16 protein-coding genes are annotated in these 19,549 nt (G+C 73.3%); 6 read left to right on the top strand and 10 right to left on the bottom strand.

Features of this window, described 5'->3' with window-relative positions; all coding sequences use genetic code 11:
* The first annotated feature begins 319 nt into the window (after window positions 1-319).
* The gene (locus ACFFHU_RS28990; protein ID WP_377343660.1) at window positions 320-1,414 is read left to right on the top strand and encodes an ABC transporter ATP-binding protein; all 1,095 of its coding nucleotides are present in this window, start codon (window positions 320-322) and stop codon (window positions 1,412-1,414) included.
* A 70-nt stretch (window positions 1,415-1,484) separates the two neighbouring features.
* Here the strand turns inward: ACFFHU_RS28990 and ACFFHU_RS28985 are convergent, their stop codons facing one another.
* Together ACFFHU_RS28985 and ACFFHU_RS28980 are read right to left on the bottom strand one after the other, a co-directional pair.
* Window positions 1,485-1,940, bottom strand: coding sequence for a hypothetical protein (locus ACFFHU_RS28985; RefSeq protein ID WP_377343616.1), 456 nt, complete (start codon window positions 1,938-1,940; stop codon window positions 1,485-1,487).
* A complete protein-coding gene (locus ACFFHU_RS28980; protein WP_377343659.1) occupies window positions 1,940-2,581 on the bottom strand; it encodes an HNH endonuclease family protein in 642 nt (213 codons plus the stop codon). Before ACFFHU_RS28980 ends, ACFFHU_RS28985 begins: the two co-directional genes overlap by 1 nt.
* Window positions 2,582-2,693: 112 nt before the next feature.
* Between ACFFHU_RS28980 and ACFFHU_RS28975 the strand changes: the two genes are divergently transcribed.
* A complete protein-coding gene (locus tag ACFFHU_RS28975; protein ID WP_377343615.1) occupies window positions 2,694-4,352 on the top strand; it encodes an MFS transporter in 1,659 nt (552 codons plus the stop codon).
* 184 nt (window positions 4,353-4,536) lie between these two features.
* Here ACFFHU_RS28975 and leuA read toward each other — a convergent pair whose 3' ends face one another.
* Both leuA and ACFFHU_RS28965 read right to left on the bottom strand, forming a co-directional pair.
* Window positions 4,537-6,228 carry a 2-isopropylmalate synthase gene (gene leuA, locus ACFFHU_RS28970; protein WP_377343658.1) on the bottom strand — a complete coding sequence of 564 codons (1,692 nt, stop codon included), beginning with the start codon at window positions 6,226-6,228 and terminating at the stop codon, window positions 4,537-4,539.
* A 583-nt stretch (window positions 6,229-6,811) separates the two neighbouring features.
* Window positions 6,812-7,651, bottom strand: a complete 840-nt coding sequence (locus ACFFHU_RS28965; RefSeq protein ID WP_377343614.1) for a hypothetical protein — start codon at window positions 7,649-7,651, stop codon at window positions 6,812-6,814.
* A 309-nt stretch (window positions 7,652-7,960) separates the two neighbouring features.
* On the opposite strand from ACFFHU_RS28965, the gene ACFFHU_RS28960 reads away from it, so the two are divergent.
* Together ACFFHU_RS28960 and ACFFHU_RS28955 are read left to right on the top strand one after the other, a co-directional pair.
* Window positions 7,961-9,226, top strand: coding sequence for an aspartate kinase (locus ACFFHU_RS28960; protein ID WP_377343613.1), 1,266 nt, complete (start codon window positions 7,961-7,963; stop codon window positions 9,224-9,226).
* A gap of 6 nt (window positions 9,227-9,232) precedes the next feature.
* A complete protein-coding gene (locus tag ACFFHU_RS28955) occupies window positions 9,233-10,291 on the top strand; it encodes an aspartate-semialdehyde dehydrogenase (RefSeq protein ID WP_377343611.1) in 1,059 nt (352 codons plus the stop codon).
* Window positions 10,292-10,348: 57 nt separating this feature from the next.
* On the opposite strand, the gene ACFFHU_RS28950 is transcribed toward ACFFHU_RS28955, so the two are convergent.
* Together ACFFHU_RS28950 and ACFFHU_RS28945 are read right to left on the bottom strand one after the other, a co-directional pair.
* Window positions 10,349-11,797 (bottom strand): sensor domain-containing diguanylate cyclase, encoded by a 1,449-nt coding sequence (locus tag ACFFHU_RS28950; protein ID WP_377343610.1) that lies wholly within the window; start codon window positions 11,795-11,797, stop codon window positions 10,349-10,351.
* A gap of 62 nt (window positions 11,798-11,859) precedes the next feature.
* Entirely contained in the window at window positions 11,860-12,024 is a 165-nt protein-coding gene (locus ACFFHU_RS28945) for a hypothetical protein (RefSeq protein WP_377343609.1), read from the bottom strand.
* Window positions 12,025-12,196: 172 nt separating this feature from the next.
* Between ACFFHU_RS28945 and ACFFHU_RS28940 the strand changes: the two genes are divergently transcribed.
* Window positions 12,197-13,804, top strand: coding sequence for a GH25 family lysozyme (locus ACFFHU_RS28940; protein WP_377343608.1), 1,608 nt, complete (start codon window positions 12,197-12,199; stop codon window positions 13,802-13,804).
* Window positions 13,805-13,904: 100 nt separating this feature from the next.
* Here ACFFHU_RS28940 and ACFFHU_RS28935 read toward each other — a convergent pair whose 3' ends face one another.
* The 3 genes from ACFFHU_RS28935 to ACFFHU_RS28925 all read right to left on the bottom strand — a co-directional run bounded on the left by ACFFHU_RS28935 (window position 13,905) and on the right by ACFFHU_RS28925 (window position 16,963).
* The gene (locus ACFFHU_RS28935; protein ID WP_377343607.1) at window positions 13,905-14,543 is read right to left on the bottom strand and encodes an O-methyltransferase; all 639 of its coding nucleotides are present in this window, start codon (window positions 14,541-14,543) and stop codon (window positions 13,905-13,907) included.
* A 169-nt stretch (window positions 14,544-14,712) separates the two neighbouring features.
* Window positions 14,713-15,996 (bottom strand): MFS transporter, encoded by a 1,284-nt coding sequence (locus tag ACFFHU_RS28930; RefSeq protein WP_377343606.1) that lies wholly within the window; start codon window positions 15,994-15,996, stop codon window positions 14,713-14,715.
* A gap of 82 nt (window positions 15,997-16,078) precedes the next feature.
* Window positions 16,079-16,963: a hypothetical protein gene (locus ACFFHU_RS28925; protein WP_377343605.1), complete on the bottom strand. Its 885-nt coding sequence runs from the start codon at window positions 16,961-16,963 to the stop codon at window positions 16,079-16,081.
* A 209-nt stretch (window positions 16,964-17,172) separates the two neighbouring features.
* Between ACFFHU_RS28925 and ACFFHU_RS28920 the strand changes: the two genes are divergently transcribed.
* Complete coding sequence (locus ACFFHU_RS28920) at window positions 17,173-17,556, top strand: hypothetical protein (protein ID WP_377343604.1); 384 nt, start codon at window positions 17,173-17,175, stop codon at window positions 17,554-17,556.
* A 99-nt stretch (window positions 17,557-17,655) separates the two neighbouring features.
* Here ACFFHU_RS28920 and ACFFHU_RS28915 read toward each other — a convergent pair whose 3' ends face one another.
* On the bottom strand, window positions 17,656-19,527 hold the full coding sequence (locus ACFFHU_RS28915) for a serine/threonine-protein kinase (RefSeq protein WP_377343603.1): 1,872 nt from the start codon (window positions 19,525-19,527) through the stop codon (window positions 17,656-17,658).
* Window positions 19,528-19,549 lie beyond the last annotated feature (22 nt).

Here is a 19,549-nt window from a genome sequence, read left to right as displayed (position 1 = left end):
GGCGGGCGTACCGGAGCGGGAGCCGGACGGCATCGACGGCGCGGGCGGGGCGGGCGTACCGGATCCGGCGCCGGAGGCCGCTGGCGGCGCCGGGCGGGCCGCCGCGGACCCGGCGGCCACCGGCGACCCTGCGGCCGCCGCGGACCCTGCGGCCGCCGCGGACCCGGCGGCCACCGGCGGCGCCGGCCGGGTGCCGGCGCAGCCGTCCGCGGAGGCCGCGCCGGACGCTACGCTCGCCGCCGCGCCGGAGCCCGGTGCCCGAGAGGCCGGCACGCCGGAGGTCAGCGCGCGGGAGGCCGGTACGCCGGAGGCTGGCGGGGTGGACGGCGAGCCGCCGTTGCTCGAGCTGCGCGACCTCAAGGTGCACTTCCCGATCAAGAGCGGGCTGCTCTTCGACCGCACCGTCGGGTACGTCTACGCGGTGGACGGCGTCTCGCTGTCCATTCGCAAGGGTGAGACGTACGGCCTGGTGGGCGAGTCGGGTTGCGGGAAGTCGACCCTCGGCCGGGGCCTGCTCCGGCTGGTGGAGCCGACCGACGGTGAGATCGTCTTCGCCGGGACCGATCTGCGGGCGCTGAGCGGGGAGACGATGCGCCGGACCCGCCGGCGGATCCAGATGATCTTCCAGGACCCGATGTCCAGCCTGGACCCGCGGCAGTCGGTGGAGTCGCTGCTGGTGGAGGGGCTGAAGGCGCACGGGCTGGCGAAGGACAAGGCGGCCGTCGACAAGCGGCTGCGGGAGACGCTGGCCGCCGTGGGCCTGCCGGCGTCGGCGCTGAGCCGGTATCCGCACGAGTTCTCCGGCGGGCAGCGGCAGCGGATCGGCATCGCCCGGGCCCTGGTGCTGGACCCCGACCTGATCGTGGCCGACGAGCCGGTGTCCGCGCTCGACGTGTCGATCCAGGCTCAGGTGCTCAACCTGCTGGAGGAGCTTCAGAATCGGCTCGGCCTCACCTACCTGATCATCGCGCACGATCTCGCCGTGGTCCGGCACATCGCAGACACCGTAGGGGTGATGTACCTGGGCGGCCTGGTCGAGGAGGCCGGCAGCGAGGAGCTGTACCGCACGCCGCTGCACCCGTACACCCGGGCGCTCATGTCGGCGGTGCCGGTGCCGGACCCGACCGTGGAGGACCGGCGGGAGCGGATCCTGCTCGCCGGTGACCTGCCGTCGCCGGCCAACCCGCCGTCGGGCTGCCGGTTCCACACCCGCTGCCCGTGGGCCCAGCCGACCCGCTGCCGCGACGAGCGGCCGGCGTTGCGCGAGGTCGCCGGAGGCCACCGGGTGGCGTGCCACTTCGCCGAGGAGATCGAGGAGGGCCGGATCCGGCCGCACGAGGTGAAGGCCGAGCTGACCAGGCCGACCGACACCGAGTCCCCGGGCGACCCCGGCGAACTCATCCCCACCCCCTGAGGGGTAAGGAAGGGCCCCTTCTTATCGCTTTTTGTATAGGAAGGGGCCCTTCCTAACGCCTGGCGGGCGGTCAGCCCTCGGGGCGGTTGGTCAGGGCCACGGCGATGGCGTGGACGGCATCCAGGCCGGCCGGGTCGGCCAGCGGGGCATGGGCGCCGGTCACCGCGTACCACTCGTCGGCGTCCTTGTACTGCACGCGTACCGTCACCGCGCCGTCGGCGTACTCGGTCTGCAGGGTGAGCGGCCCGGTGACCACGCCGGCCTCGTCGGTCATCACTCCGCCCGGACCGGGCGTGACGTCGGTGGTCCGGGACGTGCCGGCGGCCGGCGCCGCCGGAGCGGCGGCGCTCGGCCCGGCGGTGCTCGGGTGGGCGGCGGTCGGGTCGGCGGCGGTCGGCCCGGCGGAGGCCGCGGCGGTCTTCCCGGCGGTGTCGTCGGCGCCGCCGGTGGCGGCGGGGCCGGCGGCCTTGCCGGCCGCGGCGGTCGGCCCGGCGGTGCTCGGGTCGGCGGTGCTCTTGTCGGCCATCAGCAGGTCCTCAGCATGTCGGTCAACGCGGCCTTCTCGGCGGAGGTCACCGTCAATTTCCAGTAACTCTTCACCGTGATCCAATCCTGCGCGTAGCGGCACCAGTAGTCCCGGTTCGGAGGCTTCCACTGGGACGGGTCCTGGTCTCCCTTTGCCCGGTTGCTGGTCAGCGAAACCGCCGCCAGCTGCGGCCGGGTCAGGTCGTTGGCGAAGTCGCCGCGCTTGTCGTCGGTCCAGCTCACCGCGCCGGAACGCCACGCGTTGGCCAGCGGCACCATGTGATCGATGTCCATGTCCTTCGGGTCGCTGAAGCTACGACCGTCGTACGGGCTGGTCCACCGGCCACCCACCACATTGCAGCCGGACAGCTTGACCTCCTTGCCGTCCCGCTTGAGGACGCTGTCCCGCACATCGCAGTTGCGGCCGGTCGAGCGCCAGTGCGGGAATCTGTCCCGGCTGTAACCGCGCATCGATCCGCTGCTGGCCACGGTGAGCCGGCTCAGCTGCTTGGCGGCATCGCCGCCGCCACCGGCGCCGGAGGCGGGCGCGGACGGACTGTCGGGCAGGGTGACCGGGCCGCAACCGGCGCCGGCGAGGGCGAGCATCGCGACGAGCGCGAGCCGCGCGGTTCGGGTCTTCAGGGTACGAATGGACACCTCCCAAGCTTGCGGCCTTTACGCCCCGAACGCAGCATCGGCGCGTCGTTCGGGATTTTCGTGGTAATCACCACGTCGAGGGGGCAGATTGGTGACCATGAGCCGGATCGCGCCGCCGCTACGCCTGGGGACCGCCGCCGGTCGCGGCACGCTGCTTGCCGCGATCCTCGCCTCGGGCATGGTCTTCCTGGACGGGACCGTGGTCAACGTGGCGCTGCCACACCTCGGCCGGGACCTGAACGCGGCGGTCGGCGGTTTGCAGTGGACGGTCAACGGCTACCTGCTGATGCTGGCTGCGTTCGTGCTGCTCGGTGGCGCGCTCGGGGACCGGCTCGGGCGGCGGCGGATCTTCCTGGCCGGGGTGGTCTGGTTCACAGCCGCCTCGATGCTGTGCGGGTTCGCCCAAAGCATCGAGTGGCTGGTCGCGGCCCGGGTGCTGCAGGGCGTCGGCGGCGCGCTGCTCACCCCGGGATCGCTGGCGTTGCTGCAGGGCAGCTTCCATCCGGACGAGCGGGGTCGGGCCATCGGCGCCTGGTCGGGCCTGGCCGGAGTGTCCACAGCGCTCGGGCCGTTCGTCGGCGGCTGGCTGATCGACTCGCTCTCCTGGCGGTGGATCTTCTTCATCAACCTGCCGCTGGCCGTCGGGGTCGTCCTCGCGGCGCTGCGCTGGGTGCCGGAGAGCCGGGACGAGTCGCTGAGCCGTACCGCCGGAGCCCGGTCATCCGACGCGGCCGCGGCGCGCGATGCGGCTGGGGCGCGCGACGCGGCCGGGGCGCGCGATGCGGCTGGGGCGCGCGACGCCGCCGGGGCGCGCGACGCGGCCGGGGCCGGGGCGACGGCCGGCGGCGGGTCGCCCGACGCGGCCCGGAGGTCGCACTTCGACGTGCTGGGCGCGCTGCTCGGCGCCCTGGCGCTGGCCGGCGTCACGTACGCGTTGATCGACGCCCCCAAGAGCGGTTTCGCCTCCCTGCCCGTGCTCGGCGCCGCGATCGTGGGCGTGGCGGCGGGCGTGGCGTTCGTCCTCGTCGAGCACCGGCGGGGAGACCGGGCCATGCTCCCGTTGCGGCTGTTCGGTAGCCGGCTGTTCGCCGTGCTCAACATCTACACCGTGGCCGTGTACGCGGCGCTCAGCGGGCTGACGTTCTTCCTCGCGGTGTTCCTGCAGAACGTGGTGGGCTACTCCGCGTTGCTCACCGGCGTGGCGACCCTGCCGCTCACCATCCTGCTGCTGCTCGGCTCCGCCCGGGCCGGGGCGCTGGCGGCCCGGATCGGTCCGCGGCTGCCGCTCACCGTCGGGCCGCTGCTGGCCGGCACCGGCTTCCTGCTGCTGCGCGGGATCCAGCCGCACGCGTCGTACTGGACCGAGGTGCTGCCGGGGGTGTTCCTGTTCGGTCTCGGCATGACCTTCGTGGTGGCGCCGCTCACCGCGTCCGTGCTCGGCGCGGTGGCCGACCACTACGCCGGGGTGGCCAGCGGGGTCAACAACGCGGCCTCCCGGGTGGGCGGCCTGCTGGCGATCGCCGCCCTGCCGCTGCTGGTGGGTCTGACCGGCACCGCCTACGAGCAGCCGGCGCAGCTGACCTCGGCGTTCCGCTCGGCCATGGTGTGGTCGGCCGGGCTCATGTACGCGAGCGCCATCCTGGCCGCCCTGCTCGTGCACCGGCCCGCCCGGCCGGCGCCGCCGTCCCGGCCGTGCCCGTCGCTGCCCCCGCCCATGTACCCGCCGGAGGAGCATCAGCCGGCGGGCCGCGGCTGAGCGCCGACGGGGGCGCGGCGCCTCGTCTCGCCTTGTCTCGCCTCGCCTCGCGGCGCCTCGCCTCGCCTCGCGGCGCCTCGCGGCGCCTCGCCTCGCCTCGCGGCGCCTCGCCTCGCCTCGCCCGATGGTTAAGAAGGGCCCCTTCCTATACAAAAAGCGATAAGAAGGGGCCCTTCCTTTCCGCTCAGCGGCGGGCGCGGTTGATGGCGCTGGTGATGGCGCCCATGGTGGCCGTGACGATGTTCTGGTCCAGGCCCACGCCCCAGAGCTGCCTGCCCTCCACGTCGCACTCGACGTACGCGGCGGCCTGCGCGTCGCCGCCGGCCGACATCGCGTGCTCGTGGTAGTCCAGCACCCGTACCTGGAAGTCCAGCTCGGCGATCGCGTTGACGTACGCGTCGATCGGGCCCCGACCGGTGGCGGACAGCGACCGGCGCTTCCCGCCGGCGCTCACCTCGACCTCGAGCTCCACCTTGCCGTCCACGATGTCCGTGCGGTAGCCGTGCACCACCAGGGCCGGCGCCGGCTGGTGGTCGACCAGGTAGTCGTTGGCGAAGATCTCCCACATCCGGCCGGGCTCGACCTCGCCGCCGCCGGCGTCGGTCACCCGCTGCACCACGCCGGAGAACTCGATCTGCAACCGCCGGGGCAGGTCCAGGTGGTGCTCGGTCTTCATGATGTACGCGACGCCGCCCTTGCCGGACTGCGAGTTGACCCGGATGATCGCCTCGTACGTGCGACCCAGGTCCTTCGGGTCGACCGGCAGGTAGGGCACCTCCCACGGGTGCTCGTCCACCGGCGCCCCGGCCGCGGCCGCCTCGGCGGCCAGCGCGTCCAGGCCCTTGTTGATGGCGTCCTGGTGCGAGCCGGAGAAGGCGGTGAAGACCAGGTCCCCGGCGTACGGGTGCCGCTCGTGCACCGGCAGCTGGTTGCAGTACTCCACCGCCCGCCGGATCCGGTCGATGCCGGAGAAGTCGATCTCGGGGTCGATGCCCTGGGCGAACAGGTTGAGCCCGAGGGTCACCAGGTCCACGTTGCCGGTCCGCTCTCCGTTGCCGAACAGGCAGCCCTCGACCCGGTCCGCCCCGGCCAGCAGGCCCAACTCGGCGGCCGCCACCCCGGTGCCGCGGTCGTTGTGCGGGTGCAGGCTGAGCACCAGGCTCTGCCGCCGGGGCAGGTTGCGGTCCATCCACTCGATCGAGTCGGCGTACACGTTCGGGGTGGCCATCTCGACGGTGGCCGGCAGGTTCACGATCAGCGGCCGGTCCGGCGTGGGGTCGATCACCTCGGTCACCGCCGCGCAGATCTCCAGCGCGTACTCCAGTTCGGTCCCCGTGTACGACTCGGGCGAATACTCGTAGAAGACGTCCGTGTCCGGGGCGTGGATCTCGGCGTACTTCTGGCAGAACCGAGCGGCCGAGGTGGCGATGTCGGTGATCCCGGCCCGGTCCAGCCCGAAGACCACCCGCCGCTGGAGGATCGAGGTGGAGTTGTAGAAGTGCACGATCGCCCGGTCGGCGCCGCGAATGGACTCGAAGGTCCGGTCGATCAGGTGCTCGCGGCACTGGGTGAGGACCTGGATGGTGACGTCGTCCGGGATCATGTCCTGCTCGACCAGTTGCCGGATGAAGTCGAAGTCGGTCTGGCTGGCCGCCGGGAAGCCGACCTCGATCTCCTTGTAGCCCATCTGGACGAGCAGCTGGAACATCCGCCGCTTGCGCTCCGGTGACATGGGGTCGATCAGCGCCTGGTTGCCGTCCCGCAGGTCCACGGCGCACCACCGGGGCGCCGCCTCGATCCGCCGGGTCGGCCACCGCCGATCCGGCAGATCGGTGCGGAACTGCTGATGGTACGGCCGGTAGCGATGGAACGGCATGCTGCTGGGCCGCTGCCGGGCGATCGGATCGGTGCCTGCGGGATCGCTGCCTGCGGGATCGCTGCCTGCGGGATCGGTGCCTGCGGGATCGGTGCTCTCGGGTGCGGTTGCGGATGAGGCCATGACGGAGGCTCCCGGTTGTCATGTGACGTCGACGAAGCATGCTGCACCGGCGTCGCGTACCGAATGAACGTCAGCTGAGCGGCGACGGTGCCGAGCGGAGGGCCGGAAACGGCCCGGATGTCCCTGAGATGGCGGCGCGCGTCAAGCCCGCGACGGGGTGCCGACCCGGTGGGCCCCGTCGCGGCAGCGAAGGAGGAGCGACTGCCACATGACAGAAGCGACCTTACGGGCTGGATCGGTCCTCCGGTAGCCGGGTCCGTACTGTGGGATACCACCCCCTCGACGACCCCTCTCTCGCGCACCTCTCGCGCACCTCTCGCGTCGATCTTGCACTTTTGGCCCCGACAAAAGGTGCCTTCGGCGCAAAAGATGGGCCCAAAGTGCAAGATCGCGGCGGCCGGGGGCGGCCGGGGCGGCCCGGGGGTGGGCAGGGGGGCCGGGGGTGGGCAGGGGGCCGGGGTCAGGTCGGGAGGGTGGGGGCGGTGATCGGCAGGGGGTCGGCGGCCACGACCGGGGCCGGCAGGGTGACCGTGGCCGGGGCGGCGGCCGGGGCGCCCACCAGGCGCAGGGAGCCCAGCTTGAGCCGGGCCGCCGTGAGCGTTCCGTCCGGTTCGTAGCAGTAGATGCCCTCCGCCACCGGCGGAGCGAGCGCGGCCGAGGTCGAGTCGACCGAATAGCACGAGCCGGCGGCGCCGGGCAGCGGGCGGCTCGCCCCGACTGCCAGCGGTTCGGCCCGGTCGAGCAGCGCCTGCCGCCAGTCCGTGAAGACGTGCTCGACCTCCGGGTCGAGCGGCGCGGGCAGGACGCCGTCCGGGTCCGCCACCCGGACGCAGACGGGCGGGTCGGGCCGGCCGGCCGACTGAAGGGCGCACTGGAACAGGCCGTCGGCGGTCCGGGCGACCGAGATGTCGGCGTTTCCCGAGAGGGCGCCGCCGGCCACGTCGACCCGCCAGCCGCCGTCCGCGGCCTCCGTCACGGTCACCCAGCGGTCCGCCGCGCCGGCCGTGGCCAGCAGGTACTGGGCGGTGACCCGGCGGTCGCCGGCCGCGGCCACCCGCGCCGCGAGCTGGTCCCGGGCCTCGTCGGCCCCGGGGACGGCCGGCCGCTCCGCCGGCGTCGGCTCCGGCGGCGGGGCCGGCTGGTCGCAGCCGGCCAGCGTCAGCGTCAGCGCCGCGGCCGCTGCCGCGGTCGCCGTCGCGAGCAGGAGCGTCCGGAGCGTACGGAGCGTACGGAGGAGCGTCCGGCCGAAGCGGGCGCCGCCGCGGGGGGTGGCCGGCGGGTACGGGTTGAAGGTCCGCATCCGGCCATTCTGGTGGGAAGCGGACGAACCACCTATCGCCGGCGCTCGGACACGCCGGGGGCGAGGTGAATCCGGGTCGGCGGGCGGCCCGGATGGGGCGGACCGGGCGCGATGGATTGCCCCAGTTCGTCCGGGCTGCCGCCGCCCCTCGCGGCCGGTTCCGGGCCGCCCTCGTACCCCGGATGGTGGGATCGGCCGTCCCAGTCGTCGGAGCCGGCCGGTACCCTGAGGTGGTCTCGCTCGGCGCCGCCGGCTTCAAGTACCGGCGGCGTTGGCACGTTCGGACCTGATGGAGGAGGCTGGCCCGTCGTGGCACTCGTGGTGCAGAAGTACGGCGGTTCCTCCGTCGCCAACGCCGAGCGGATCAAGCGGGTGGCCGAGCGGATCGTCGACACCCGGAAGGCCGGCGACGACGTGGTCGTGGTGGTCTCGGCCATGGGCGACACCACCGACGAGCTGCTCGACCTCGCCAACCAGGTGAGCCCGCTCCCGCCGGGTCGGGAGCTCGACATGCTGCTCACCGCCGGCGAGCGGATCTCCATGGCGCTGCTCGCGATGGCCATCCACAACCTGGGGTACGAGGCCCGGTCGTACACCGGATCGCAGGCCGGCGTGCTGACCACCTCGACGCACGGGCGGGCCCGGATCATCGACGTGACCCCCGGCCGGCTGCGCGGCGCGCTCGACGAGGGCGCGATCGCCATCGTGGCCGGCTTCCAGGGCGTCTCCCAGGACACCAAGGACATCACCACGCTGGGCCGCGGCGGGTCGGACACCACCGCGGTGGCCCTGGCGGCCGCGCTCGGGGCCGACGTCTGCGAGATCTACACCGACGTGGACGGCGTTTTCACGGCCGATCCACGGATCGTTCCGGACGCCCGCCAGATCACGCGAATCACCTACGAAGAGATGCTGGAGCTGGCCGCCTGCGGCGCGAAGGTGCTCATGCTGAGGTGCGTGGAGTACGCCCGCCGGTTCGGCATGCCGATTCATGTCCGCTCGTCGTACTCGACCAACCCCGGCACGATCGTCGCCGGATCGATGGAGGACCTTCCCGTGGAACAAGCGTTGATCACCGGGGTCGCGCACGACCGCAGCGAAGCCAAGATCACGATCGTGGGCGTGCCGGACGAGCCGGGCGCAGCGGCCCGGATCTTCGAGACCGCGGCCGGCGCCGAGATCAACATCGACATGATCGTGCAGAACGTCTCCACCGAGGGGACGGGCCGGACGGACATCTCGTTCACGCTGCCGAAGACCGACGGCCCGACCGCCATGGCGGCGCTCAGCCGGATCCAGGAGCGGATCGAGTTCAAGGGCCTGCTCTACGACGACCACGTCGGCAAGTTGTCGCTGATCGGGGCGGGGATGCGGTCCCATCCCGGTGTGGCCGCGAGCTTCTTCCAGGCGCTTGCCGAGGCCGGGGTCAACATCGAGATGATCTCGACCTCGGAGATCCGTGTCTCGGTCGTCTGCCGGGACACCGACCTCGATGTCGCCGTGCGCGCGGTGCACGCGGCCTTCGACCTCGGTGGCGCCGAGGAGGCGGTCGTCTACGCGGGTACCGGGAGGTAGTCGAGGATGGCGAAGCTGCCCACCCTGGCCGTCGTCGGGGCGACCGGCGCCGTCGGCACGGTCATGTGTGAACTCCTGTCGTCCCGCCGGAACGTGTGGGGCGAGATCCGCCTGATCGCCTCCGCCAACTCCGCCGGCCGGACGATCCGGTGCCGGGGCGAGGAACTGACCGTCCGGGAGCTGACGGCCGAGGCGTTCGACGGCGTGGACGTGGCGATGTTCGACGTGCCGGACGAGGTGTCCGAGCGTTGGGCGCCGGTGGCCGTGGCCCAGGGCGCCGTGGCGGTGGACAACTCCGGGGCCTTCCGGATGGACCGCGACGTGCCGCTGGTGGTCCCCGAGATCAACCCCGAGCAGGTGCGCAACCGGCCCAAGGGCATCATCGCGAACGCCAACTGCACCACCCTCACCATGATCGTGGCGGTGGCGCCGCTGCACCGCGAGTACGGGCTGCGTGAGCTGGTCCTGGCGTCGTATCAAGCCGTTTCCGGGGCCGGCAAGGCGGGCGTGGACACGCTGCACGACCAGCTCTCCAAGATCGCCGGTGACCGCGTGCTCGGCTCCCGGCCCGGCAACGTCCGGCAGGCGGTCGGCGACGAGCTGGGCCCGTTCCCGGCCCCGCTGGCGCTGAACGTGGTCCCGTGGGCCGGTTCGCTCCGCGACGGCGGCTGGTCGTCCGAGGAGCTCAAGATGCGGAACGAGTCGCGCAAGATCCTCGGGCTGCCCGATCTGAAGGTCTCGGCCACCTGCGTCCGGGTGCCGGTGGTGACCGGGCACTCGGTGGCCGTGCACGCGGTGTTCGGGGCCGAGGTGGACGCCGAGGGCGCCCGCGAGGCGCTGCGGAACGCGCCGGGCGTGATCCTGGTGGACGATCCGGCCGCGGGGGAGTTCCCGATGCCGATCGACGCGGTGGGCACCGACCCGTCCTGGGTCGGCCGGATCCGGCGGGCCGTGGACGATCCGCGGGCGCTCGACCTCTTCGTCACCGGCGACAACCTGCGCAAGGGCGCCGCCCTGAACACCGCGCAGATCGCCGAGCTGCTGGCCGCCGAGCTCACCCGCTAGGCGTCGCTGGCCCGGTCGCGCATCAGGCTCAGGCCGGGGCGCGGTCGCGGATCAGGCTCAGGTCGGGGCCAGCCGTACGCCGTCGCGGCCCCGCCGCTTCACCTCGTAGAGGGCCGCGTCGGCCCGCTGCATGGTGTGCTCGGGCACCTCGCGGTGGCGCTGCACGGCCACGCCAACGCTGATCGTCCGGTCGAGCCGCCGGGCCGCGTCGGCCAGCCGCTCGCCGATCCCGACGGCCTCCTCGGGGCGGGCCACCTCGACCACCGCCACGAACTCGTCCCCGCCGATCCGGTACAGCTCGTCGCCCTGCCGCAGCGCCCCCTCCAGCGCCCGGGCCAGTTCGATCAACAGCTGGTCGCCGGCCTGATGCCCGTACGTGTCGTTGACGCTCTTGAAGCCGTCCACGTCGATGGCCAGCAGGGCGGTCCGGCCGGGCGTGGCCGCGGCCATCCGCTCGCCGAACGGACCGTGGTGCCGCAGCCCGGTGAGCGGATCGGAGCTGGCCCGCTCGCGGAGCCGAGCCAGCCCGCGCAGCCGGTCCAGGCAGGCCCACGCCTGCGCCGCGAGCAGCTCCATCAGGTTCACCGTCGTCGGGTCGGGCCGGGACACCCGTTCGTCGGCGGCCAGCAGCACACCGCCGGCCTCCGGCTGCCCCACCGGTACGGTGATCAACGTGCCGATGCCGATGCCGGTCAGCGGCTCCGTGTCGGCGGTGGCCGGCCGGTCCGGCTCACCCAGCGTGTAGGCGGCGCCGAACCGGTGGCTGCGCTCCACCAGCCGGTCGAGCTCATCCGGCCCGGCGGCCGTGAGGATCGTGAGGATCCGCTCGGCGAGCTCACCCCCCGCGTCGTCCGCGACCGGCCGGTGGCCGCTGGGGTGGGGCAGCAGCAGGACTGCGGCGCCCAGCCCGGACACGTCGCGGGCCGCCGCCAGGGTCGCGGTCCGGAGCTGGAACTCGTTGGTCGCGGTGGTCATCGCGGCCACGTGCCGGAGCAGCTTCTCGCTCCGGCTCTCGGCCGGCGGCCCGCCCAGTTCGGCGATCCGGCCGCCGAGCAGCGCCGCGACCCGCTCGGCCGCACCGCGCCACGGCGCCAGTTCCACCGGACCGGTCCATTCGAGGTCGAGCACGCCGATTCGCCGGCCCCCGGGCTCGTGCACCGGCACGCAGATCTCCGAGCGGATGTCCGGACGCAGCGCCACGTAGTCGGGGTCGTCGGCCACCACCGGCACCACGGCGGGCTGACCGGACGACCAGACCCGGCCGGAGATCCCGGAGCCCGGGGGAACGGTGGCGAAGGTCTGCCAGGACCCGGTCGAGGCTACAGTGCGTAGCCGATCGTGAACCGAAAGCAGCACCGAAACCCGGTCCGGCGGGTACGGCGGACAGCCCGGAGCGGTCCGGTCGGTCAGCGCCGTGACGGCTGCCCGACACGCGTCCACGGCGGTCGGCGCTGAGGCCACGCCGGACGTGGCGTCCGCAGGGGGCGGGGTGTGGTCGAGGAGCACGGGTCCTCTTCGCAGCGGGATCGGGGGGACCGGTCAGATCGGCCGGGGTGCGACAAGATTACTCACGGTGCCGGCCGGCTGCCCGTCGCGCGGCGGCCGCACCGCCGCTTCACCGGCACCTTCACATCCTTCGTGATGAAGATCACGTAGGTCCGGCCGGTGGGCTTCGGCGGCTTTTCGGCCTGACTGACCGATAGGTCGGGCGGGACCGCGCGGTGGACCGCCATCGCCTACGGTGCTCAGTGCCGCTCCCAGCATTTCCCCGCGGCCCGGTCGTGCTCCGCGGGACCGGGCGGCATCTCCGTGTCGTCCGGTCGTGCTCGTCGACCGCACGGCGCGCTTGCGTGCCCGGTCGCGACCGCGGACCGGGACCATCCTCTTCGGGAGATTCAACGAGGCATGGCCAAGAAATGGATCTCGGCGCTCGTCTGCGCCGGGCTGGTGTTCGTCGCGGGACAACCGGCACGCGCCGGCGACTCCGCCGCCGACGGCGGGGGCTACGCGCACGCCGGGGTCGCCCCGGGCCTGCGGGCCAGCGCGACGGCGGCCACGGCGGCCGCTCCGTCCGGTTACACGATCAAGGGCATCGACGTCTCCAGTCACGACCACACCCTCGGCGCGATCGACTGGCCGGCCCAGGCGGCCGGCGGGGTGAGCTTCGCGTACGTGAAGGCCACCGAGGGGACCTATTACGTCAATCCGTACTTCGATGGCGACAACCGCGACGCCAAGGCCGCCGGCATCCTGGTGGGCGCCTACCACTACGCCCGGCCGGACAAGAAGGACCCGGTCAACGAGGCCAACTACTTCATCGACCACGCGCAGTGGGTCAAGGACTCACAGACCCTGGTGCCCTTCCTCGACCTCGAATGGCCGTACGGGTCGCTGAACCTGCCGGCCTGCTGGGGGCTCAGCACGGCCGAACTGACCGGTTACATCCGGTCCTTCGCCAACCAGGTCCAGGCGCGCATTGGCCGGAAGTTGATGATCTACACGAACACCAACTGGTGGAACCCGTGCACCGGCAACAGCACGGCCTTCGGCGATCTGCCGCTGGACATCGCCGGCTACACCGCCAGCCTGCCCCCGCTGCCGAGCGGCTGGAGCTCGACCGCCGTCTGGCAGTACGCGGCCGGCAACAACAGCCAGCAGGGCAACTACGACAAGGACGTGTTCAGCGGCGACTACCCGGCGCTCACCAGGCTCGCCGGCGGCGCCCCGGCGAGCCAGCCGCCGCTCGGGCTACGCGCGTGGGCCAACGGGAAGTACGTCACGGCCGAGAGCGGGGGCCGGAACCCGCTGATCGCCCGGGCCACCGAGCTCGGGTTGTGGGAGGAATACGACCTGGTCAACGCCGGCGCCGGCTTCGTCGCCCTGCGGTCGCGGTCCAACGGGAAGTACGTCACGGCCGACGGCGGCGGCAGCAAGGCGCTGATCGCCAACCGATCGACGATCGGGTTGTGGGAGGAGTTCACCCTGGTGGACAACTCCGACGGCAGCGTCAGCCTGCGTGCCCACGTCAACGGCCGGTACGTCACGGCCGACGGCGGCGGCAGCAAGGCGCTGATCGCCAACCGGACCGCGATCGGAGCGTGGGAGAAGTTCGACCGGTACGCCGTACCGAGGATGGTCACCCTCAAGTCGGTCGGCGTCGGAAACTACGTGACCGCGGAGCGGGCCGGAACCGCGCCGCTGATCGCCCGGGCTGCCCAGGCGGGCCTCTGGGAGCAGTACGACCTGGTGGACGCCGGGCACGGCTACGTGGCCCTGCGGTCGCACGCCAACAATCGGTACGTGACGGCCGAGAGCGCCGGCACCAAGCCGCTGATCGCCAACCGGACCGCGGTCGGGCCGTGGGAGCAGTTCGCCCCGGTCGACAACCCGGACGGCACCGTGAGCCTGATGGCTCGGGTGAACGAGAAGTACGTCACGGCGCTGAGCGGGGCTCAGTTGATCGCCAGCGGCACCGCGGTCGCCGACGCCCAGGAGTTCCAGCTGGGCAGCTGACCGGGTCCCGCGTCCGTGGTGGCGCCACCGGGGAGATCCCTGGTGGCGCCACCACGGACCCGCCCGGTGGGGGCGGTCCGTTCACTCCGCGACAGACCGGTCAGGGCCGCACATAGATCGCGGTGTCCCACACCCCGCACGAAGTCCAGATGCGGCGCCACCCGCTGATGATCTCCAGGATCTCCCGCCACGCCTCGGTGGCGGGTCCGTCCGCCGGGCCGCGGGAAAACGGCGACCGGGTGGCCGAAGGCAGATACCAGTTGACGTTGTCGATGACCAGCAGCCCGCCCGGGGCGAGCTTGGGCAGCGCGAACCGTGCGCAGTGGCTGCGGTAGGCCCCGTCCACCAGAAGGAAGTTCAGGCTGGAGTCTGGCAGCAGGAGCGCGGTGCGGGCGTACTCGCTTTCGCCGCCCCGCTCCTCCGGCAGGCTGCGCGGCAGGAGCCGGTAGTCCACATTGTCCAAATTCAGCTCCTTGAGCTGGCGGACAACCTTGTCGTACCACTCCGCGTCGTGCTCGACGCTGATCAGGTGCCCCAGCCGCCTGGCCAACCAGGTCGTGCTGCGACCCGAGCCGAATTCCAGCCCCCGATCCGTCGGCAACAGCATCCCGCTCAACAGCTCGGTCGCCTTCGGCGTCAGCCACGGCCCGTCCGGGTGAGCCCGCTGGTAGATCCCCAGCGCCACGCGATCGGCCAGGTAGCGCGGCGTCCAGTGGCGGAAACCGTGCCGATTTGCCACGAACCGTGGTAACCAGGGATGCATGGTCGGCGCCCTCCTGACGGGCCTACCCGGTCAGGTTGCCCTCGCGAAATCATGAGGTTCAACGAGTGGCGCCGTGCCCGGTCGCGTTTTCACCGACGACGGCCTGGGCGGTGTTTTGAGAGGACTGGCCCTTCTGGCACGCGGCCTAGGCGGCGACCCGCTCCGGCGCGACGACCGGCGTGGCCACCGGCCGGCCATCCTGAGCTGGAGTGAGCAACGGCCGGAGCGAGAGGGCCAGGACGGAGGCCAGCAGGCAGCCGCCGACGACCAGGCAGGCCCACAGGGTGCCGTGCCCGCCTCCGATCAGCGGTCCGGCGGTGACCGGCCCGATCACGCCACTGATGCCGAAGATCATCGAGCTCATGGCGTTGTATCGGCCACGCAGCTCGTCGGTGGCCAGCGCGTTGGTGAGGGCCGGCATCACCGGGGACAGCATGGTCTCGCCGAAGCCGAAGACCGCCGAGCAGGCCATCACGCACAGCGCGGCCAGGGCGGCGTTGCGGGTGCCGATCACCCCGGCAACCCCGAGCACGAGCCATGCGGCGGCGAACACGCCGCCGACGCCGGCCAGCGCCACGGACCGGCTCCGCCCCTCGAGGCGACGGATCACCACCAGCTGCGACAGCACGATCAGGGCGGTGTTGGCCGCGAGCGCCCACGCCACCACCCGGGGCGTCACCTGGACGATCCGCACGGCGTACGCGGTGAACCCCACCTCGATCTGCGCGTAGCCGCAGGTGGTGAGGATGAGACCGAAGATCACCAGCCGGCGGAACGGCCGGTTCCGCAGCACGGTGAGGTAGCCGCCGGTCGGCCGCGGCGCCGCGCCGGCCGGCGCGGCGGCGAGCCGGCGGCCGACGCCCGGAAGGCTCAGCAGGATCGCCGCCGGCGCGAGGTAGCTGAGCCCGTCGAGCAGGTAGACCGCCTGGAAGGTGATCGGCCGGGCGATGTCCACGATCGCGCCGGAGATCAGGCCGCCCAACCCGATGCCGAGGTTGAGCAGCGCGAACTGCAGGCCGAACACGCGCTGCCGCTCGCCGTCGCCGGTCAGCGACGCGAGCACGGTCGCCTGCCCGGACCAGATCGCCGAGCCGCCCACCGCGATGAGGGTGGCCACCCCGAAGGCCGACGCCGTCGAGTCCACCAGCGCCAGCGCGGCGGTCCCCGCCGCCTCGATGACGAAGCACGGCAGCACGACGCGACGCGCCCCGAACCGGTCGATCAGCGTGCCGCCCAACGGGGAGAGGGCGAGCGTGACGGCGCCGTACCAGCCGATGACCAGGCCCGCCCGGGCGTCGGAGAGGCCGCGCACGTCGGTGAGGTAGATGAACAGGAACGGCAGAGTGAGCCCGCGACCGATGGCGGACAGCAGGGTGCCGAGCAGGATCCGTCGGGCCTCGGGGCGGCTGGGTAGGGAACGGCGCAGCATGGCCCCGAGTCTGCTGCCGGGGTACGACAACCCGCGACCGGTTTACTCCGCCCCCGGCAGCTGCACGTACCGCCGAACGGCCTCACCCGGCGCGCCGGAGCCGGCCCAGCTCCCGCGCCTGGCCGTCGAGCAGCACCAGCTCGGGGCCGGCCAGAGCCGCGCGCCGCGCCGCGGTCAACCAGCCGGGCATCGGCACGTTGCGGCAGCCGATCATCGTCTCGGGTCCGCCGATCGCCAGCAGCGCGCCGTCCGGGCCGGACCGCCACCGGCCGGCCTCGCCGTTGCAGCCGTCCGAGCCGCGCCACCCGCCGTCGGCGGCCAGTTCCAGGTACGCCCGGCCAGGCCCGCCGGACGCCGGCACCCACCGGCCCAGCAGCCGATCCCGTTCCGCGGGTACGAGGTTCGCCGGCACCGGCGCGGCCGGCGCCAGGGCCCGGCGCGCGTCCGCGGTGACGGTGGGCGGCCGGAGCTCGGCGGGGTCGACGTTCGGGTTCGGCCGCGGCCGAGCGCCCGGGGCGAGCCGGGCGACCACCCGGCCCTGCCCGTCGAGCAGCCGCGGGCCGTCGGCGTCGATCCGGAACCGGGCCGCCCCGGCCAACCAGGCCGGCGTTCCGGGCACGGGTTCCCGGCACCGGACGGCCGGGTCGGGAATCAGGAAGCTGCCGGCGGCGGCCACGAACAACCCGTCCGAGTCGGCGCCCCAGCCTCCACCGCGGATCCCGCAGCTGGTGAACAGCGACAGGTCGGTCGGGGCGAGCCGGAGGAGCTGGCCCGGCCCGACTGCGGCTCCGGAAACCGTCCACAGGCCGATGAGGGCGGTCGGATCGCCGGCCGGAGCGGCCGCGCCGGTCCGCTCGCCGCCGGGCTGCTCGTCCGTCGGCGCCGGCGGCCGGGATCCCGGCTCCGCACAGCCGGCCAGCAACAGGGCGGCGACCATCAATGCCACCGCCCAACGGGTACGACTCATCGGGCCGCTCCCCTCCGCGCAGGCCGCGCGGGATCGCGGCGCTGTGCGGAATTGGACGTCGACCGACCCGGCTCCGGTTCCGGCCTCCGACCGATGAGCGTGGAACAGCCGGTGATCGCCCGATCGGCGGTGATGAGAAACGGACGGCCGGCCGGAAATCGAACAACAGAGGTCTGGTGCTTGATCCGCGACTCCACGAAGATTCCGCCATGCGGGCTGCGGAACTCGTAACCATCTGGCGTCGCTCCATAGGGGACGGCGCAAAGTCCTGGGTTCTGTTCGGGCACGGCACCTGCGTGGTGCTGCCGAACCCCGAACCCGATGCCGACCTGGCCGCCATGGCCATCGAGATACTCCGGGCGTACGGACCGGTACACCCCGGCTCACCGGCCGGCGATTTCGGCACGATACCCCTCGAACCCGGACCGGGTTGGCTGGTCTGGTGCCATCACGGCGACATCATGACCTATGTGGACCCCGGTGAGGTGGAAAGGACGGATGACCTGTCGGTCGGCCTGTGGGGCCGGAGCAAGCGCGACTGGGACGCGCACGAGCTGGAAGTGATCCACGTGGAGGACCGCCGGGCGGCATGACGGACGATCCGGGTCGGGCCGGCGGCGGGGGCACCGCGGCCGGCCCGGCCCGGCGAGCCCTGAGGTCCCGGCCGGCGCGGCGGCGTCCGCGCCGAGCGATCAGAGCTCCTTGGCCGAGATTCGGTCCAGATCAAGCACCAGTTGGCGGTAGGCGGCCGCGCCGAGTTTCCCGCCCTTGGCGAGGTCGTCGAACCGGTGCCGCAGGTCGTGGATCTTCTTGTCGATGTCCGGTGTCCGCCCCTCGGCGATCGACTTGGCGAGGTCGTCGACCTTCTTGAGCAGATCGGTGCCGGACTTGCGATCCAGCGGCCCGGCGGCCATCTGCCGGTTGATCGTGGCACGCATGTCCGTGATCGGGTCCACCGGTGGCGCCGACGTCGCCGGCGCTGCCGTCCCGGACCCGTTCGGTGCGGGGGACTGGCGGGCGGCGCCGGTCGGCTGCGGCACCGGGCCCGCCGCGTTGCCGCCGGTGGGCTGGACGTCGCCGCCCCAGGGCGGCTGGGCGTCCGTCGGCAGCGCCGGCGGTGGTCCCCCCTGGCTGGCGGCGGCCGACCCCGGCAGGGCGCTGGCGGAGGAGGTGACGGCGGCGGGCTCATCGCCGCCATCGGGCGATTTCGGCATGAGCGCCGCGACCAGCGCCGCGCCGATGGCGATCAGGACCACGGCGGCGAGCATCACGAGGCCGCGGCGCCGGCCCGCCGGTCGGCGGCCGGAGCCGGGCGCCGAACCGGGCGGGGTCGGCCCTGGTCGGGCTCCCGGCGCCGCACCGGGTTCGGACGAGGGTGCGGCGCCGGCCGTGGGCGTGGCGCCGGGCGTGGGCGTCGCGCCGGGGGTGGCGCCGGTCCCGGACGAGGGCGCGGCGCCGGGCGCGGGTGTGTGGCCCGCGCCGGCCCGCTGATCGGGCTCGGCCGAGGTGGCCGTGCCGGCCCAGGCCGCAGGCCCCGGCGCCGCCCGGTCCGCCGATCCCGTACCGGCCACCGAGCCGGCACCGGCCGGCCAGCCGGCACCGGCCGACGCGCCCGGGCCCGACGGCGAGCCCGCGCCGGCCGCCGATGTCGCACTGGCCGTTCCGGTCGTGGCGGCCACCGCGGTCGTACCGGCCAGCGCCGCGGCCGGCGCGGCGGCCGACCGGTTGGGCGCCGGGACGAGCGTCGGTACGAGCGCCGCCAGCCGCGCCCGCACCACGGCGGCGCTGGCGGGCCGGTCGGCCGGTGACTTCGCGAGCAGCTCGTCGACCAGGTCGGCCAGCGCCGCGGGCGTCTCCGGGCGCTGCTCCCGCACCGGCACGGGCGGCTCGGTCAGCTGCCGGTGGACGATCCCGATCGCGTTCTGACCCCGGAACGGCGGCGCCCCGGTCAGCATCGCGTACAGGGTGCAGCCGAGGCCGTACAGGTCCGTCCGGCCGTCGACCGGATCCCCCGTCACCTGCTCGGGGGCCATGTACTTGGCGCTGCCCAACGCCACCGCGGTGCCGGTGAGGTCGGCCTCGTCGTCGGCCTGCTCCAGCCTGGCCAGGCCGAAGTCGCAGATCTTCACCAGGCCGCGCGGCGTGACGAGCAGGTTGGCCGGCTTGATGTCCCGGTGCACCACGCCCGCCGCGTGCGCCGCGGCCAGCCCGGCGCACACCTGGGTGGCGATCTCCACCGCCTGGTCGACCGGGAGCGGTCCGTCGGCGATCATCGCGGCCGCGCTGCGGCCCTCGACGAGCTCCATCACCAGGTACGGCGTCCGTTCGTGGACGCCGACGTCGAACACGGCCACGATGTTCGGATGGGTCAGCCGGGCGATCGTTCGGGCCTCCCGGTCGAACCGCTGCACCGCGGTCTCGTCGACCAGGCTCGGGCCGGCCAGCTCCTTGATCGCAACCGGTCGGTCCAGCCGCAGGTCGCGCCCCCGCCACACCGCACCCATGCCGCCGCTGCCCAGCAGCTCGTCCGTGCGGTAGCGTTCGTCCAGGATCCGTCCAGTCATGATGAGCGCGAAGGTACCCGCT

It is taken from the genome of Plantactinospora siamensis (genome assembly GCF_042434095.1).
Classification (GTDB): domain Bacteria; phylum Actinomycetota; class Actinomycetes; order Mycobacteriales; family Micromonosporaceae; genus KBS50.
This window is presented reverse-complemented; position numbering and strand designations above follow the sequence as displayed.

Bases quoted from the DNA above. Each gene is read 5' to 3' on its own strand.
- ACFFHU_RS28985 (WP_377343616.1), bottom strand. From the start codon at position 1,940: ATGGCCGACAAGAGCACCGCCGACCCGAGCACCGCCGGGCCGACCGCC.
- ACFFHU_RS28975 (WP_377343615.1), top strand. From the start codon at position 2,694: ATGAGCCGGATCGCGCCGCCGCTACGCCTGGGGACCGCCGCCGGTCGC.
- leuA (WP_377343658.1), bottom strand. From the start codon at position 6,228: ATGCCGTTCCATCGCTACCGGCCGTACCATCAGCAGTTCCGCACCGAT.
- ACFFHU_RS28965 (WP_377343614.1), bottom strand. From the start codon at position 7,651: ATGCGGACCTTCAACCCGTACCCGCCGGCCACCCCCCGCGGCGGCGCC.
- ACFFHU_RS28955 (WP_377343611.1), top strand. From the start codon at position 9,233: ATGGCGAAGCTGCCCACCCTGGCCGTCGTCGGGGCGACCGGCGCCGTC.
- ACFFHU_RS28945 (WP_377343609.1), bottom strand. From the start codon at position 12,024: ATGGCGGTCCACCGCGCGGTCCCGCCCGACCTATCGGTCAGTCAGGCC.
- ACFFHU_RS28940 (WP_377343608.1), top strand. From the start codon at position 12,197: ATGGCCAAGAAATGGATCTCGGCGCTCGTCTGCGCCGGGCTGGTGTTC.
- ACFFHU_RS28930 (WP_377343606.1), bottom strand. From the start codon at position 15,996: ATGCTGCGCCGTTCCCTACCCAGCCGCCCCGAGGCCCGACGGATCCTG.
- ACFFHU_RS28925 (WP_377343605.1), bottom strand. From the start codon at position 16,963: ATGAGTCGTACCCGTTGGGCGGTGGCATTGATGGTCGCCGCCCTGTTG.
- ACFFHU_RS28920 (WP_377343604.1), top strand. From the start codon at position 17,173: ATGCGGGCTGCGGAACTCGTAACCATCTGGCGTCGCTCCATAGGGGAC.
- ACFFHU_RS28915 (WP_377343603.1), bottom strand. From the start codon at position 19,527: ATGACTGGACGGATCCTGGACGAACGCTACCGCACGGACGAGCTGCTG.